We start from the raw sequence: 16,363 nt of genomic DNA on the forward strand, positions 1-16,363 counted from the left end.
CTGCGTAGCGATTTGATTCAGGGAACTGCGACCCCATGCACCATATGACGCTCACAGAGCTCGCCAAAGGGCTCAAGGCCGGCGACTTTTCCAGTCGAGAGCTGACCACCAGCCTGCTCGACCGCATCGAGCGGCTGGATGGCGACATCAACAGCTTCATTACCGTCACTCGTGACCAGGCGCTGAGCGCCGCCGATGCCGCCGACCAGGCCCGCGCCAAGGGCGATTCACGGGCGCTCGCCGGCCTGCCCCTGGCGATCAAGGACATCTTCTGTACCCAGGGCATCCGTACCAGCTGCGGTTCGAAGATGCTCGACAACTTCCAGGCGCCCTACAACGCCACGGTGGTCGAGAAACTCGAAGCCGCCGGCATGATCAGCCTCGGCAAGACCAATATGGACGAGTTCGCCATGGGCTCGTCGAACGAATCGAGCTTCTACGGCCCGGTGAAGAATCCGTGGGACCGCACCGCCGTACCGGGCGGCTCGTCCGGCGGCAGTGCCGCCGCCATCGCTGCCGGCCTGGCCCCCGCCGCGCTGGGCACCGACACCGGCGGCTCGATTCGCCAGCCCGCCGCCTTCTGCGGCATTACCGGGCTCAAACCGACCTACGGCCGCGTCTCCCGCTACGGCATGATCGCGTTCGCCTCGAGTCTCGACCAGGGCGGCCCGATGGCCCGGAGCGCGGAAGACTGCGCCCACCTGCTGGGCGCCATCGCCGGGCATGACCTGCGCGACTCCACCAGCGTCGCCCGCGTGGTGCCGGACTATCTCGCCGAGCTGGACGCGCCGCTGGACGGACTCAAGATCGGCCTGCCCAAAGAGTATTTCGGCAACGGGCTCGATGCCGAGGTCGAAAGCGCCATCCGCGAGGCGATTCGCGTCTACGAATCCCTCGGCGCCAAGGTGTGCGAGGTGAGCCTGCCGCACACGCATCTGGCCGTCCCGGCCTACTACGTCATCGCCCCGGCGGAAGCCTCCTCCAACCTATCGCGCTACGACGGCGTGCGCTTCGGCCATCGCTGCGAGAATCCGGTCGATCTCGAGGATCTCTACAAGCGTACCCGCGCCGAGGGCTTCGGTGACGAGGTCAAGCGCCGAATTCTGATCGGCACCCACACTCTGTCCGAAGGTTTTTTCGACGCCTACTACCGCAAGGCCCAGCAGGTTCGCCGCCTGATCCGGCAGGACTTCGTGGACGCCTTCGAGGAGGTCGACGTCCTGATGGGGCCGGCCGCACCAACGCCGGCATTCGACCTGGGCGCCAAGAAGGACCCGGTCTCGATGTACCTGCAGGATATCTACACCATCGCCATCAACCTGGCCGGCATTCCGGGTATAAGCGTGCCGGCCGGGTTCGCCGGCAAGCGCCCGATCGGCCTGCAGATCCTCGGCCAGCATTTCGCCGAAAGCCAACTGCTCAACGTGGCCCATCAGTTCCAGCAGGCGACGGACTGGCACCGTCGGCACCCGACCGATCAGGAGACAACCTAATGCAGTGGGAAACCGTCATCGGGTTGGAAGTCCACGTCCAGCTCGCCACCCAATCCAAGATCTTCTCCGGCGCCTCGACCGCCTTTGGCGCCGAGCCCAATACCCAGGCCTGCGCCATCGACCTGGGCCTGCCGGGCGTACTGCCGGTATTGAACGAAGGCGCCGTGGCGATGGCCGTTCAGTTCGGCCTGGCGATCAATGCCGAGATCCCCGAGACTTCGCTGTTCGAGCGCAAGAACTACTTCTATCCCGACCTGCCCAAGGGCTACCAGACCAGCCAGATGGCCCAGCCCATCGTCGGCAAGGGCGAAGTGGAAATCGTGCTGGATGACGACGTGCGCAAGCGCATTCGCATTCATCACGCGCATCTGGAAGAGGACGCCGGAAAATCTCTGCATGAAGACTTTCATGGCATGAGTGGCATCGACCTCAACCGCGCCGGCACGCCGCTGCTGGAGATCGTCTCCGAGCCCGACATGCGCTCGGCCAAGGAAGCGGTAGCCTACATCCGTGCGATTCACGCCATCGTCACGTATCTGGGTATCTCCGACGGCAACATGGCCGAGGGCTCGATGCGCTGCGACGTCAACGTCTCGGTCCGCCCCAAAGGGCAGGAGACGCTGGGCACCCGCGCCGAGATCAAGAACGTCAACTCCTTCCGTTTCGTCGAGCGCGCGATCGAATTCGAGGTCGAACGCCAGATCGAGCTGATCGAGGATGGCGGCAAGGTCGTTCAGGAAACCCGGCTCTACGATCCGGACCAGGACGAAACCCGCAGCATGCGGACCAAGGAGGAAGCCAACGACTACCGTTACTTCCCCTGCCCCGACCTGCTGCCGGTGATGCTCGACGAAGCCTACATCGAGCACCAGCGCTCGACGCTGCCGGAGCTGCCCACCGAGAAACGTAACCGCTTCGAGAATTCGCTGGGACTATCCGTCTATGATGCCGGCGTGCTCTCCTCGACGCGCCCGATGGCCGAATATTTCGAAGCCGTACTGGCCGTCTGCGGTGACGCCAAGCAGGCCGCCAACTGGGTCCAGGGCGAACTTTCCGGGCATCTCAACCGCGAGAATATCGACATCAGTAACAGCCCGGTGACGCCGGAACAGCTCGGTGGCTTGATCAGCCGCGTGCTCGACGACACCATCAACGGCAAGGCTGCCAAGCAGGTCTTCGCCGCCCTATGGAACAACGAAGGCGCGAGCGCCGACGAGATCATCGACACCCGCGGCCTCAAGCAGGTCACGGATACCGGGGCCATCGAAGCGATGATCGATCAGGTGATCGCCGACAGCCCGGTTCAGGTCGCGCAGTACCGCGAAGCCGACCCGGAGAAGCGCGGCAAGATGATCGGCTACTTCGTCGGCCAGGTGATGAAAGCCTCTCGCGGCACCGCCAACCCGCAGCAGGTCAACGGCCTGCTCAAGCAGAAGCTGGACGAGGCTTGAGCGCCGTAGCGACCAGCCAACACTGAAAGAGAGGCCGACGGTGAAAGCCGCCGGCCTCTGTGGGTATTCATGATCGTCAGTCTTCGGTGACTGCCAGCGTTTTACCCTTCATCTCGCTGCCCGCCTTTTCCTGCCATCCGCTTCACTTCCCCTCTTCTCACTATTCGCTTCGGTTTATTCTTCGCGTCGTTTCACTGTCTGCCTCGTTTCATGACTCGTCTCGTTTCATGGCCCGAGGACTATCGACACGAGTATCACGCCAACTTTGGCGCTCGATGAGCTACGCCAAAAGTCGTATTCAGCAAAACCAAAGCCCCCTGCCACGAAAGACAGATTTCGCCGGGAATCGAGTCCGGCCATGCTAGCGACACCTTACGAGACTGGTGGATAGCCTCATGTCCGACAGCATGCCCCACAACACGCTCGAACGCTGGATCGGCAATCGGGAACAGAGCACGGATCATCTCGACAGTGCGCTGGTCGCCCGCGTCGCCGCCACCTTCGGCAAACCCTGCCCGGCCCCGGGCGAACCCTTGCCGCCACTGTGGCATTGGGCCTTCTTCCAGAACCCGCTCCCTGGCGATCAGTTGGGCGGCGACGGTCATCCGACCCGCGGCGGTTTTCTGCCCCCGGCAGACGACCGCAACCGCATGTGGGCCGGCGGGCGGCTCGCGTTCCTGACGCCGCTGAAAGCGGGCATCGAAGCCGAGCGTGCCTCGACGGTGACCGACATCCAGGAGAAGCACGGCCGCACCGGCTCGCTGCTGTTCGTGACCGTGCAACACGATTATTACCAGGCTGGCGAGCTCGCCATCCGCGAAGAACAGGACATCGTCTACCGCCAGCCAGCACCGCCCAAGCTGTCGCTCGACGAACCGATGCCGGCCGCGGACTGGACGCAGACCATCGAGCCCGATCCGGTTCTGCTGTTCCGCTACTCGGCGGTCACCTTCAACGGCCACCGGATTCATTACGACTGGCCCTACGTCACCGACACCGAGGGGTATCCGGGCCTCGTGGTGCATGGGCCGCTGATCGCCACGCTCCAGTTGCAAGCCTTCTGCGAGGCCAACCCCCAAGCCCGGCCCACACGCCTGGAATATCGCGGCCTGCGCCCGCTGATCGCCAACAAGCCCTTCCAGACCACCGGACGGATAACCGACGCCGGCCGTGCCGAGCTGACGGCAGGCAACGCGGACGGACCGGCGCAGCGCGCCACGGTCGAATTCCACAATAACGACAGCGCCGAACCCCAGGAGCCGACACACTCATGAACCAGCCCCCGACCATGAGCCATGATCCGATCGACCACGAGGCGCTGGAAGCGATCCGCGACGGCGTGCGCAGCCTGTGCCAGCAGTACGATGGCGAGTACTGGCGCCAGATCGACGAAGTCCAGGGCTTCCCCGAAAAGTTCGTGACCGAGCTGACCGAAGCCGGCTGGCTCGGCGCGATGATCCCCGAGGCGTTCGGCGGCTCCGGCCTGGGTCTGCTTGAGGCCAGCGTGATCCTCGAGGAGGTCAACCGCTGTGGCGGCAACGCCGGGTTCGTGCACGGCCAGATGTACAACATGGCGACGCTGCTCAAGCACGGCAGCGAGGCCCAGAAGAGCGCGATACTGCCCAAACTCGCCAGCGGCGAACTCCGCCTGCAGTCGATGGGCGTCACCGAGCCCACCACCGGCACCGACACCACCAAGATCAAGACCACGGCGGTGAAGCGCGGCGACAAGTACGTCATCAACGGCCAGAAGGTGTGGATCTCGCGCATCCAGCATTCGGACCTGATGATTCTGCTCGCCCGCACCACGCCGCTGGCCGAGGTCAAGCGCAAGTCGGAAGGCATGTCGATCTTCCTGGTCGACCTGCACCAGGCGATCGGCAACGGCATGACGGTCCAGCCGATCGCCAACATGGTCGGCCACGAGACCAACGAGCTGTTCTTCGACAACCTCGAGCTGCCGGCAGATAGCCTGATCGGCGAGGAAGGCAAGGGCTTCCGCTACATTCTCGATGGGCTCAATGCCGAGCGCACCCTGATCGCCGCCGAGTGCATCGGCGATGGCCGCTGGTTCATCGACAAGGCCAGCCGCTACGCCAACGAGCGTATCGTCTTCGACCGGCCGATCGGCCAGAACCAGGGCGTGCAGTTCCCCATCGCCGAGGCGCATATCGAGGTGGAAGCCGCCGACCTGATGCGCTGGCGCGCCTGCCAGGAGTTCGACGCGGGCCTGCCGGCCGGCGCCAGCGCCAACATGGCCAAGTACCTGGCGGCCAAGGCGTCCTGGGAAGCCGCCAATGTCTGCCTGCAGACCCACGGCGGATTCGGCTTCGCCACCGAGTACGACGTCGAGCGCAAGTTCCGCGAGACCCGGCTCTATCAGGTCGCGCCGATCTCCACCAACCTGATTCTCTCCTACGTGGCCGAGCATCTGCTCGATCTGCCACGTTCGTTCTGACGCCGTAACCGCGAGGGAATGACCATGGATGCCACCCGAACCCTGGCCGCGTTTCTGGCCGAACTTCGTTACGAGCAACTGCCCGGCCACGTTGTCGAACGCTGCCAGGCGCTCTACCTCGACTGGCTGGGCTCGGCCCTGGCGGGTAAGGATCACGCGCCGATCCCGCTGTTCGAGCGCTACAGCCAGCTCATGGGCCCGAGCGACGGCGGCTGCCAGCAGCTGACCGACCGCCGCATGACGTCGTCCCACTTCGCCGCCTTCGTCAATGCCGCCGCCTCGCACGTGGTCGAGCAGGACGACCTGCACAACAGCTCCGTGCTCCACCCCGCCACCGTGGTGTTCCCCGCCGCGCTGGCGACCGCCCAGGATCTGGGTTGCAGTGGCCAGGATCTGATCACCGCCGCCGTCGCCGGTTACGAAGCGGGGATTCGGGTCGGCGAGTTTCTCGGCCGCTCCCATTACCGCATCTTCCACACCACCGGCACCGCCGGCACCCTGGCTGCCGCCGTGGCCGCGGGCAAGTTGATGAAGCTCGACACCGACGGCTTCGTGAACCTGCTTGGCAGCGCCGGTACCCAGGCCGCCGGGCTGTGGGAGTTTCTGCGCGACGCCGCCGACTCCAAGCAGCTCCACACTGCCAAGGCCGCATCCGACGGCCTGCTCGCCGCCTACATGACCCACAGCGGCCTGACGGGCGCCCGACATGTTCTCGAAGGCCCCCAAGGCATGGCTGCCGGCATGTCCACCGATGCCGATCTCGACCGGCTGACGGATCGGCTCGGCGAACGCTGGGCGCTGGTCGAGACCTCGTTCAAGTTCCATGCCTCCTGCCGGCACACACATCCGGCAGCGGACGCCTTGCTGGCCCTGATGCAGCGAGAAGCCCTGGCTCATGACGATATCGAAACCGTCACGGCCAGAGTGCATCAGGCCGCGATCGACGTACTCGGCCCCGTGACCGACCCTCGCACCATTCACCAGGCCAAGTTCTCGATGGGTAGCGTGCTGGGGCTGATCGCCGTCCACGGCGATGCCAGCCTGGCCAGCTTCCGCGACCATGCGCTGCAGGACGAGGCCGTAGCCGACTTCCGCCGGCGGGTGTCGATGGTGCTGGACCCTGAGGTGGATGCGGCCTACCCGCGCCGCTGGCTGGGCCGGATCGACGTCACGACCCGCGACGGCCGCCAGTTGAGCGCAGCGATCGACGAACCCAAGGGCGACCCGGGCAACACCCTGAGCCGGGACGAACTGGAGGCCAAGTTCCGCCGTCTCGTGACGTTCTCGGGCGCGGCCAGTGACGATGAAACCGCCAAACTGATTGCCCACGCCTGGAACCTGCCGGCGCTCGACCGTCTCGAACCGCTACTGTGACCCGGCTCCTTACCCCTATCGAATTTCCGCTTTCCGGACAGGATCTGCCATGACTGCTCAACCCCCTCGCCCGCTGGACGGCATCACCGTGGTCAGTCTCGAGCACGCCATCGCCGCCCCTTTCTGCACGCGGCAGCTCGCCGATCAAGGCGCCCGGGTGATCAAGATCGAGCGCCCCGGCGTCGGCGACTTCGCCCGCGGCTACGACGAGCGCGTCCACGGTCTCTCTTCGCACTTCGTCTGGACCAACCGGTCGAAGGAGAGCCTGACGCTCAACCTCAAGCATGACGCTGCCGAACCGATCCTCTCCGACCTGCTCGCGGAAGCCGACGTGCTGGTACAGAACCTGGCACCCGGCGCCGCCGCCCGCATGGGGCTCGACTTCGACACGCTGCACGCGCGGTTTCCACGCCTGATCGTGTGCGATATCTCCGGTTACGGCGAGGGCGGCCCCTACGAGACGAAGAAAGCCTACGACCTGCTGATCCAGAGCGAAGCGGGCTTTCTCTCCGTCACCGGCGGCCCCGGGCCGGACGAAATGGCCAAGGCGGGCTGTTCGGTCGCCGACATCGCCGCCGGCATGTACGCCTACAGCAACATCCTCTCGGCATTGCTGCTGCGCGGGCGTACCGGCGAAGGCTCGCACATCGACGTCTCGATGCTGGAGAGCCTGGTCGAATGGATGGGCTACCCAATGTACTACGCCTTCGACGGCGCAACCCCGCCGCCTCGTGCCGGCGCGTCCCACTCGACGATCTATCCCTACGGCCCCTTCCCCACCGGCGACGGCGGCACGGTCATGCTCGGTCTGCAGAACGAGCGCGAATGGCAGCTGTTCTGCGAGAAGGTACTGGAGCAACCGGCGCTGGCCCGGGACGAGCGCTTCGATGCCAACTTCAAGCGCTCCGAGAATCGTGCCGCGCTGCGCGCGCTGATCGACGAAGTCTTTGCCGAACTCAGCGCAGAGCAGGTGATCGAGCGTCTCGAAAGCGCTCAGATCGCCAACGCCCACGTCAACGACATGGCGGGCGTGTGGCAGCATCCGCAGCTGGCGGCGCGGGATCGCTGGCGTAGCGTGATGACGCCCGGCGGAGAGGTGCCGGCAGCGCTGCCGCCCGGACGCAACGCGGCATACGAGCCGCGCATGGATGCCGTCCCCGCGCTCGGCGAGCATAGCGAGGCCATTCTCAAGCAGCTGGGCTATGCCGACGAGGACGTGGACAAGCTGCGCCAGGCCGGTACGATCTGAGCGGACCGACGAGTTATCCCTCTATAGCCTTCGCCTTCGCCCTCATCCGCTCACACAAGGAAATGCGCCCATGACCTCGACCACCCTGCCCCGCTCGGCACTGTTCGTGCCGGCCAATCGTCCCGAACGCATCCCCAAGGCGCTCGGCAGCGGTGCCGACATCGTCATCGTCGACCTGGAAGATGCCGTCGCCCCCGAAGCCAAGCCGGAAGCGCGCCGCGCGCTGGAAGCCTTCCTCGACCAGGCGCCGGAAAAGGCCGTCTGGGTGCGCATCAATGCCGCCGATACCGCCGATTTCGACGCGGATCTGGCGCTGTGCCGGGATCGGCCCGGCATCGCCGGCCTCGTCGTGCCCAAGGCGGAGACGACCGAGGCACTCGCCCAGGCTGGCACCCTAGGATTGGCGCTGATGCCACTGATCGAAAGCGCCAGGGGCTTGCAGGCACTGCCCGAGCTCGCCCGCTCTCCCGGCGTCGTGCAGTTGAGCTTCGGCGCGCTGGACCTCGGCCTGGATCTGGGGATCGAGCCGGGTAGCGAAGGCGGCGACTGGATCTTGAATCAGGCCCGCTACCAGCTGTTGCTGCAATCGCGCCTGGCCGGACTTGCGGCACCGATCGAGACAGTACACCCCGAATTTCGCGACATGGCCGTCGTCGAACGCGCTGCCGGGCTGGCCGTCGAGATGGGTTTCAGCGGCATGCTCTGCATTCATCCGCGTCAGGTTGCGGTGGTCAACGATGCTTTCCAGCCCACCGTCGACCAGCTGGCCTGGGCGACACGCGTACTCGAAGCCGCCGAACGCGATGCTGGCGCCGGCCAGATCGACGGCCAGATGATCGATGCGCCGGTCATGGCCCGTGCCCGCCGGCTCATCGCCAGCGCGAAACGGGGCTGAACCCGGATTTTGCCGGAAGTCGGGAGGAGTATTTCCGTTCGACTTCCGGCTCTTCGAACGTCCGGCTCTCCACGCAACGGGGACGACGGTCAATTTCCGTCACGAGACGTTTTTCCACCAGCGCAACCTGCCGGAATATTTTCGATTCCCCTCGGCTCATCAACCCCGCATTTAGATCGACGACAATACCGGCGACGCCGCCTTTTCGATATTCCATAATCAATGTTAATCATTGAATTTAATGGATTTTTAATTCTCAAAGCGACGCAAAAATAATTACATCGCCCTATCTTATATCGACTTTTTAAACTTTTTAAACCAGAAAACGATGTTATCTTCCCTGATTTTCAGCGCCTCGACTCCCGCCAAAGGTTGAATATACGAGTCCATGTAATTCTCCGCATACTCCGCATGGCATCGCCAATAAGGTGTCTTCAAAGACGCCAAGACGACAGAACAAACTCAGGAGTGAAATGCCATGTCTCTCATCAATCCAAAAACCGTGGCTGGCGCGATCGGGGTTGCCATCCTGATGGGTGGCGTTGCTAGCGCTCAGGCGCAGGATCCCATCGTCATCAAGTTCTCCCACGTCGTGGCCGAGAACACGCCCAAGGGCCAGGGCGCGAAGATGTTCGCCGAGGAAGTGAAAGAGAAGCTGGGCGACCGCGTGAAGGTCGAGGTCTATCCCAACTCGTCGCTCTACGGCGATGGCAAGGAGATGGAAGCCCTGCTGCTCGGCGACGTGCAGATGCTGGCGCCTTCGCTCGCCAAGTTCGAGCAGTACAGCCCCAGCCTGCAGCTCTATGATCTCCCGTTCCTGTTCGACGATATCAACGCCGTCGACCGCTTCCAGCAGTCCGACGAGGGACAGGGCCTGCTCGACTCGATGCAGGATCGCAACATCCAGGGTCTCGCCTACTGGCACAACGGCATGAAGCAGCTTTCCGCCAACAAGCCGCTGCGTGAACCCGGCGACGCCCGCGGCCTCAAGTTCCGCGTGCAGGCCTCGGACGTGCTCGACGAACAGTTCAAGGAGCTTCGCGCCGTCCCCCGCAAGATGAGCTTCGGCGAGGTGTATCAGGCGTTGCAGACCGGCGTGGTCAACGGTCAGGAGAATACCTGGTCGAACATCTACAGTCAGAAGATGCACGAAGTGCAGCCGTACATCACCGAGTCGAACCACGGGATCATCGACTACATGGTGATTACCAACGCTGACTTCTGGAACGGGCTGCCGGATGACATTCGAACCCAGTTGGAAGAGATCCTGGCCGACGTCACACAGAAGGTGAACAAGCAGGCCTACGATCTCAACCAGGATGCCAAGCAGTCCATCGTCGATGCCGGCACCAGCGAGATCATTCAACTGACCCCCGAACAGCGTGCAGAGTGGCGCGACGCGGTTCGCCCGGTGTGGGAGAAGTTCCAGGATGATATCGGTGAAGACCTGATCAACGCTGCCGATAGCGCCAACCAGTCCGACACCACCCCGTCTGAAACCAGTCAGTAATCGAGCCGAACCATGACACGTTTCCTGCGTGCCTGGGCGCATCTGGAGGAGGGCCTGGTGGCCTTCCTCCTCGCCCTCATGACCCTGGTGACCTTCAGCTACGTGATGGTCAACAACCTCTATACCGTCTTCTACGATGCGGCGGACCTGTTCCCGTTCGCGGAAACGCCGCTCTTCGCGATCGGTGATTTCATCATCGATCTGGCCCAGGAGATGACCTGGAGCATCGCCCTGACCAAGGCGTGCTTCGCCTGGCTGATCTTCCTGGGCATTGCCTATATCGTGCGCATCGGTGCCAACATCGGGGTCGACCTGCTCGTCCGGCTGCTGCCGGAGCGTCTGCGACGCGCCGTGGGCATCCTGACATGCCTGATCTGCATCGCCTACACCGCCCTGTTCGCCGTCTCCAGCTACACCTGGGTACAGGCACTGATGCGCGCGCGGATCGGGGCCGAGGATCTCGACCAGTACGGTGTGCTGCAATGGCATATCACGATCATCGTGCCGATCGGCTTCACGCTGGTCCTGATACGCCTGATCGAGGTGCTGGTGCGCATGCTGCGCGGCAAGCAGATCACCATGGAACTGAGCAACGAGTCCACGGACGCCCTGAAGCTCAAGGAAGAAGCCAGCACTGAGGAGAAGTCGGCATGACCATCGCCTTTCTGTTCGTGGTGCTTTTCGGCCTACTCTTCCTCAACGTGCCGATCGCATTCTCGCTGGGCATTGCCAGTTCGTTGACGATCCTGCTGTTCAGCCAGGATTCCCTGAGCTCGCTGGCGATCAAGCTGTTCGAGACCTCAGAGCACTATACGCTGCTGGCGATTCCGTTCTTCATTCTCGCCGGCGCCTTCATGACCAGCGGTGGCGTGGCAAGAAGGCTCATCAATTTCGCCAACGCCTGTGTCGGGCACATTCGCGGCGGCCTGGCGATCGCTTCGGTACTCTCCTGCGTCATGTTCGCGGCGCTTTCCGGCTCCTCCCCGGCGACGGTCGCGGCAGTGGGCTCGGTGGTCATCGCCGGGATGGCGCGGTCCGGCTACACCAAGGATTTCGCCACCGGCATCGTCTGCAACGCGGGGACGCTAGGCATCCTGATCCCGCCGTCGATCGTGATGGTGGTCTATGCCACGGTCACCGAAAGCTCTGTCGGCAAGATCTTCGTCGCGGGTATCGTGCCCGGGCTGCTGCTGGGCCTGATCCTGATGGTGGCGATCTATATCGTCGCCCGCGTCAAGAAGATGCCGGCCCTGCCCCGCCCCTCGATCGGTGAATTTCTCTCCACGGCCCGCAAGGCCAGTTGGGGGCTGTTGACCATCGTGATCGTGCTCGGCGGTATCTACGGCGGCTTCTTCACGCCCACCGAGGCTGCGGCGGTAGCCGCCGTCTACGCCGGCTTCGTGGCCCTGTTCGTCTACCGGGACATCACCTTCAAGCAGTGCCCGGGCGTGCTGCTCGACGCCGCCAAGTTGTCGGTGGTGCTGATGTTCATCATCGCCAACGCGATGCTGTTCGCCCATGTGCTGACCACGGAGCAGATCCCGCAGACGATCACGGCATGGGTCGTGGATCAGGGCTTCTCGCCGATCACCTTCCTGCTGGTAGTCAATATCGTGCTGCTGGTAGCAGGATCGTTCATGGAGCCGTCGGCGATCATTCTGATCCTGGCGCCGATCCTGTTCCCGGTGGCGGCACAACTGGGCATCGATCCGATCCATTTCGGCATCATCATGGTGGTCAACATGGAGATCGGCCTGGTGACGCCGCCGGTGGGTCTGAACCTGTTCGTGGCTTCCGCCGTTACCGGCATGCCGCTGACGCGCACGATCCGGGCGGCTTCCCCCTGGCTGTTCTTGCTGCTCGGCTTCCTGCTGCTGGTCACCTACGTGCCATTCCTGTCGCTGGGCCTGCCCAACTGGCTGGGCATGCCTTAGCGAACTGGAAGAGGATCACACAACGCAACCACAGAGGGCGCCATCACGGCGCCCTCTTCGTTGAGCATGCCATCGCCCGGCTAGCCCAGCCACATGGGTCACATCGCTACTTGAACCACCAGGAAAGAATCAGCAACAGCAGCAGTACGGTGGCGATCGCCTGCCACACGTTCGCCGGCTCCCGCCACGGCGGGCGCCGGCTTTCGTCGTCGCCCTTGGGGGTCGCCCGCAGATGGTAGGCGAGCTCCGTGAGCCGCCGGAACCGCAACGCACGCAGCGGATCGAGCGAGCGCCGTAGTGCGTCGTCGAGATCCGTGCTGATCGCCGGATTGCTCAATTGGGCGCGGCGATAGGTCATCTGCTCCAGATCGGTATGGCTGCGCAGATGGTTGGGCAGCAGGGTGTAAGGCAGATGCCCGGTGAGCATCCAGTAGACGGTGGATGCCAGCGAATACTGGTCGCTACGCCGACCGACTTCGGTATCCAGCGCGTACTCCGGCGCACTGTGCTCGGTCAGGCCGACCTGACGCGCCAGCTGGCGCGCCTCGCCCTGAGCATCGCCTTCGCGCTTGTGGCAGGCGCCGAAATCGGTCAGCACCAGATTGCCGTGTCGGTCGATGAGAATGTTGTTCGGGTGGATATGCTGATGCAGCACATCGTGACGATGCAGCGCCTGTACCGCCTTGACCAGCTGCCGCGCGATGTCGAGCCGCTGGTCGAGACTGGCCTGCGGATGCCTTCTCAGCCATTCGGTCAGCGTTTCGCCGTCGACGTAGCTCATCAGGTAGTAGAGATAGCGGCGCGTTCTGGCCGGCTCCATCACCTTGACCACGAACGGCGAGTTGACGCGTTCGACGACCCACTGCTGCAGGCCGAAGTGTTCGAGATAGACGTTACGGGTCGAAAGCTCCGGACTCGGCGCCTTCATCACCATGTCGCGTCCGCTGCGCACATCCCGCACATGGTAGAGACGCGCCTTGGCAGTGCGCGACAGCACCTCGACGACTTCCAGGCCATCGAGACGCTCGCCCTTGGCCAGCTCCGGCGGCACCGGCAGATGATGAAAGACGCGGGGCTGTTCGTCCGGTTCGTCGTCGGAGAGGCGATCGACCCTCACCAGCTGGAAGCAGAACTGGTTGGCGTTGTAGCCCCGCTCGATGGCACGCTGGTTGGCGGCTTCGGCCAGCCGTTCGCAGGCGGCGTCGAGATCGCTGACATCGGCGCGGATCAGTTGCACGTACTCTGAGGGCACCAGCGTGCCGCGGACGGCCTGGGTCATGAACAGGAAGAGATCGCCCTGCTTGAGAGGAAAGGTGGAGTAGTCGATATCGACATGACCATCCATCCCCAGCGCCCGCGAAGGATAGCGATAGCCGCCCAGGTCGGTGACATGGTCGCGGGTCAGCTGTTCGAACTCCGCCCCGCGGATTCGATAGACCAGGGTATCGCCCATGTGGAAGAGATGCGCATCGTGCTGATGAAAGATCATCGCCGACAGCGAGCAGATGTAGCTGCCGCCTTCGATATAGCCGCTCTGGCTGTGGCACCAGCTGTTCAGCGCCCGCAGCACGCGAGTGGCCGAGGTCTTGATGTCCCAGTGATCCGGCGTCGAGTAGTAGTCGGCCAGAAAGCCCCTCACGCTGAGATCGCCGGCCTGCTTGGCGATCGAGTTGCGCCAGGTGGAATCACTGATCAGCGCGCAGCCTCCCTTGGAGAACAACTGCTCGCCCTGAGGGATCTGCACCGACATCGAGCTGCGATGACGGTGCAGGTCCGGCGCGACGAAGGCTTGGCCGTAGGTCAGTGACAGCGAACTCTTGGACAACGGCTTTCTCCCAATGGATCGACGAACGGCGAGTGATCGGGCAACCTCGAATCGACGACCGAAGCGGCACGACACCTCGGCATCGGCTAACCCGCATGGACGGAGGTCAATGCCCAGGTTGGTAATCGGCCTAGCCAGTTCGTATAATTCCCCCGATTTTCGCCCGCTGGTGTTCAACCTGCAAACCGCAAGGACTCAACGATGAGTTTCGACAAGATTCCCGCCGGAAAGGATCTCCCCAACGACGTGTACGTGGCGATCGAGATTCCCGCCAACCACGCGCCGATCAAATATGAAATCGACAAGGACATGGACGCGCTGGTGGTCGACCGCTTCATGGCCACGCCGATGTTCTACCCGGCCAACTACGGCTTCATTCCGAACACCCTGGCCGATGATGGCGACCCGCTCGACGCGCTTGTCGTCACCCCCTATCCGGTCCAGCCCGGCAGCGTGATCCGCGCCCGTCCGGTCGGCGTGCTGAACATGTCCGACGAGGCCGGCGAAGATGCCAAGCTGGTCTGCGTGCCCCACGAGAAGCTGAGCGCGCTCTACAACGATGTCCACGAAGTCACCGATTTGCCCGAGCTACTGCGCCAGCAGATCGCTCACTTCTTCGAGAACTACAAGGATCTCGAGAAAGGCAAGTGGGTCAAGATCGACTCCTGGGACGGCGCCGACGCCGCCCGCAAGGCCATCGAGAAGGCCGTCGCCGCCTACGAGAACGAGTAAGCGCCGCGACCGTTCGTCGAGCCTCGGCTTTTGCTCGAGGCTCTGATGAAACGATGAAAAACGCCGCCCCGGCATCGAAACCGGGGCGGCGTTTTGCGTTACGGCTCATAGGCCGTTCAGGTCAGGCTCAAAGTTGATTGCGGATCTTCTCGGCCAACTGAGACGCCCGCACCGTGTAGTTGGCCATCATCAGCGAGTGGTTGGCGAACAGCCCGAATCCGGAGCCGTTGAGAATGACCGGGCTCCAGACCCGCGCCTGGGAGCTTTCCAGCTCCGCCACCAGTTGATCGAAATCGGCGCCGACGCCGCTGCTCTCGATGACATCGGCGTAATCGATTCTGGCAGCCTGCATCAGCTGCGCCAGCGCCCAGGTGGTGCCGCGAGCCTCGAAGAACACATTGTCGATTCGCAGCCACGGCGTGCTGTCGTCCTGCTCATCGCCATTCGGCGACTGGCCGACGTTGGCAGCCAGTTGCCGGGTCTGGGTTTCCAGGCGCTGCTGAACCTGTGCCAGCCAGTCGGAGAGCGCCGAAGCATCGAGCGAAGCGGGTGCGTCAGTCGATGCGGCAGCGTCCTGATTGGGCGCCCCAGGGCCGGCAGCGTTCTCCACGGCGGTGAAGGCTTCGCCGAGGTTGTTGCGCGCCGCGCGCAATACGGTTTCGGAGGCCGGCCAGCGCCAGCTTTCCAGATCGCCGGAGAGCGATTCGTTGGCCTGCGTCAGCGGCGCATCGCCCACGCTCAGCGATTCGCCCAGCAGGGCCACCGCATCGCGAACCTGCCGGGTCACACCGGCTTCCCAGTTGGGCATGTTGTCGAGCCACAACCCGGGCGGCATCACATCGTTGCGCAGGTAGCCGCCGGGCTTGTCGAGCAGCGTATCGAGAATCGAGATGTTGCTGGCAAGAAGCGCCTCGCCTGGCGCGGTGGCCGGCGGCGATTGGGCGTCATTGCCGCCGGTATCCACGCTCTGCGGGAAGCCGCGCTGCATCTGGACCGCCTGCCTGGGATCTGTCGGTGACGGGGTCCAGCTCCACCAGATGCCGAGGACGATGCAGACCAGCAGATAGATGACGACCAGTGCCACCAGCGGCTTCCAGATCCAGCCGTACTGGGGCGTTTCGAGAACCTCGGTGCGCGATAGCGGCGCCTTCTTGCGAAACAGGGCCATGGACGATCCTTGTGATTGCTGAGAGTGAAAACCGGTTGTGACGATCAGTTGTAAAAACCGGCGCAGAGAGCCAGCGTCAACGGAAACAGGGTTGGGATAGGATTGACTCTATCCTATCATGCTCCCCGTCACACGCAGCCCGTCTTTCGCTGCATATCGGCCTACTGCGCTGTCGCCGCGGCACTTTTCTCGCCCCATGCGATCAAAGCGTCATTCGCCTTTCGCGACTACGAACGTGACAGGTACGCACGAACGAGCAACAAGGCGGGCGGCA

13 protein-coding genes are annotated in these 16,363 nt (G+C 63.6%); 11 read left to right on the forward strand and 2 right to left on the reverse strand.

Annotation, left to right across the window (positions count from 1 at the left end; all coding sequences use genetic code 11):
• The first annotated feature begins 35 nt into the window (after positions 1 to 35).
• From gatA to R3F72_RS03075, 10 genes are all read left to right on the forward strand, one after another.
• Entirely contained in the window at positions 36 to 1,493 is a 1,458-nt protein-coding gene (gene gatA / locus R3F72_RS03030) for an Asp-tRNA(Asn)/Glu-tRNA(Gln) amidotransferase subunit GatA (RefSeq protein WP_087717949.1), read from the forward strand.
• On the forward strand, positions 1,493 to 2,944 hold the full coding sequence (gene gatB, locus R3F72_RS03035) for an Asp-tRNA(Asn)/Glu-tRNA(Gln) amidotransferase subunit GatB (RefSeq protein ID WP_332778882.1): 1,452 nt from the start codon (positions 1,493 to 1,495) through the stop codon (positions 2,942 to 2,944). The genes gatA and gatB overlap by 1 nt, the downstream gene beginning before the upstream one ends.
• Before the next feature lie 395 nt (positions 2,945 to 3,339).
• Positions 3,340 to 4,218, forward strand: a complete 879-nt coding sequence (locus tag R3F72_RS03040) for an FAS1-like dehydratase domain-containing protein (protein WP_256961048.1) — start codon at positions 3,340 to 3,342, stop codon at positions 4,216 to 4,218.
• Entirely contained in the window at positions 4,215 to 5,402 is a 1,188-nt protein-coding gene (locus tag R3F72_RS03045) for an acyl-CoA dehydrogenase family protein (protein WP_332778883.1), read from the forward strand. Before R3F72_RS03040 ends, R3F72_RS03045 begins: the two co-directional genes overlap by 4 nt.
• A gap of 24 nt (positions 5,403 to 5,426) precedes the next feature.
• Positions 5,427 to 6,776, forward strand: a complete 1,350-nt coding sequence (locus R3F72_RS03050) for an MmgE/PrpD family protein (protein WP_303853419.1) — start codon at positions 5,427 to 5,429, stop codon at positions 6,774 to 6,776.
• A gap of 49 nt (positions 6,777 to 6,825) precedes the next feature.
• A complete protein-coding gene (locus R3F72_RS03055) occupies positions 6,826 to 8,025 on the forward strand; it encodes a CaiB/BaiF CoA transferase family protein (protein ID WP_332778884.1) in 1,200 nt (399 codons plus the stop codon).
• Positions 8,026 to 8,095: 70 nt separating this feature from the next.
• Positions 8,096 to 8,920: an HpcH/HpaI aldolase/citrate lyase family protein gene (locus tag R3F72_RS03060; RefSeq protein ID WP_087717952.1), complete on the forward strand. Its 825-nt coding sequence runs from the start codon at positions 8,096 to 8,098 to the stop codon at positions 8,918 to 8,920.
• A 478-nt stretch (positions 8,921 to 9,398) separates the two neighbouring features.
• Entirely contained in the window at positions 9,399 to 10,430 is a 1,032-nt protein-coding gene (locus tag R3F72_RS03065) for a TRAP transporter substrate-binding protein (RefSeq protein ID WP_442978322.1), read from the forward strand.
• A 12-nt stretch (positions 10,431 to 10,442) separates the two neighbouring features.
• Positions 10,443 to 11,084, forward strand: coding sequence for a TRAP transporter small permease (locus R3F72_RS03070; RefSeq protein WP_071232921.1), 642 nt, complete (start codon positions 10,443 to 10,445; stop codon positions 11,082 to 11,084).
• On the forward strand, positions 11,081 to 12,364 hold the full coding sequence (locus tag R3F72_RS03075) for a TRAP transporter large permease (protein ID WP_071232922.1): 1,284 nt from the start codon (positions 11,081 to 11,083) through the stop codon (positions 12,362 to 12,364). The genes R3F72_RS03070 and R3F72_RS03075 overlap by 4 nt, the downstream gene beginning before the upstream one ends.
• 106 nt (positions 12,365 to 12,470) lie before the next feature.
• On the opposite strand, the gene R3F72_RS03080 is transcribed toward R3F72_RS03075, so the two are convergent.
• A complete protein-coding gene (locus R3F72_RS03080; protein WP_332778885.1) occupies positions 12,471 to 14,189 on the reverse strand; it encodes a protein kinase domain-containing protein in 1,719 nt (572 codons plus the stop codon).
• 201 nt (positions 14,190 to 14,390) lie between these two features.
• Here R3F72_RS03080 and ppa point away from each other — a divergent pair, with 201 nt between their 5' ends.
• Positions 14,391 to 14,921 carry an inorganic diphosphatase gene (ppa, locus tag R3F72_RS03085; RefSeq protein ID WP_071232924.1) on the forward strand — a complete coding sequence of 177 codons (531 nt, stop codon included), beginning with the start codon at positions 14,391 to 14,393 and terminating at the stop codon, positions 14,919 to 14,921.
• A gap of 127 nt (positions 14,922 to 15,048) precedes the next feature.
• Here the strand turns inward: ppa and R3F72_RS03090 are convergent, their stop codons facing one another.
• A complete protein-coding gene (locus R3F72_RS03090; protein ID WP_322529324.1) occupies positions 15,049 to 16,089 on the reverse strand; it encodes a DUF2333 family protein in 1,041 nt (346 codons plus the stop codon).
• Between the last annotated feature and the right edge of the window lie 274 nt (positions 16,090 to 16,363).

This window comes from Salinicola sp. 4072, from assembly GCF_036663415.1.
Taxonomy (GTDB): domain Bacteria; phylum Pseudomonadota; class Gammaproteobacteria; order Pseudomonadales; family Halomonadaceae; genus Salinicola; species Salinicola salarius_A.

Excerpts from the sequence above, each read along its gene's own strand:
- gatB (WP_332778882.1), top strand. The coding sequence starts at position 1,493 with ATGCAGTGGGAAACCGTCATCGGGTTGGAAGTCCACGTCCAGCTCGCC.
- R3F72_RS03045 (WP_332778883.1), top strand. The coding sequence starts at position 4,215 with ATGAACCAGCCCCCGACCATGAGCCATGATCCGATCGACCACGAGGCG.
- R3F72_RS03040 (WP_256961048.1), top strand. The coding sequence starts at position 3,340 with ATGTCCGACAGCATGCCCCACAACACGCTCGAACGCTGGATCGGCAAT.
- R3F72_RS03050 (WP_303853419.1), top strand. The coding sequence starts at position 5,427 with ATGGATGCCACCCGAACCCTGGCCGCGTTTCTGGCCGAACTTCGTTAC.
- R3F72_RS03070 (WP_071232921.1), top strand. The coding sequence starts at position 10,443 with ATGACACGTTTCCTGCGTGCCTGGGCGCATCTGGAGGAGGGCCTGGTG.
- R3F72_RS03060 (WP_087717952.1), top strand. The coding sequence starts at position 8,096 with ATGACCTCGACCACCCTGCCCCGCTCGGCACTGTTCGTGCCGGCCAAT.
- R3F72_RS03055 (WP_332778884.1), top strand. The coding sequence starts at position 6,826 with ATGACTGCTCAACCCCCTCGCCCGCTGGACGGCATCACCGTGGTCAGT.
- R3F72_RS03065 (WP_442978322.1), top strand. The coding sequence starts at position 9,399 with ATGTCTCTCATCAATCCAAAAACCGTGGCTGGCGCGATCGGGGTTGCC.
- gatA (WP_087717949.1), top strand. The coding sequence starts at position 36 with ATGCACCATATGACGCTCACAGAGCTCGCCAAAGGGCTCAAGGCCGGC.
- R3F72_RS03075 (WP_071232922.1), top strand. The coding sequence starts at position 11,081 with ATGACCATCGCCTTTCTGTTCGTGGTGCTTTTCGGCCTACTCTTCCTC.
- ppa (WP_071232924.1), top strand. The coding sequence starts at position 14,391 with ATGAGTTTCGACAAGATTCCCGCCGGAAAGGATCTCCCCAACGACGTG.
- R3F72_RS03090 (WP_322529324.1), bottom strand. The coding sequence starts at position 16,089 with ATGGCCCTGTTTCGCAAGAAGGCGCCGCTATCGCGCACCGAGGTTCTC.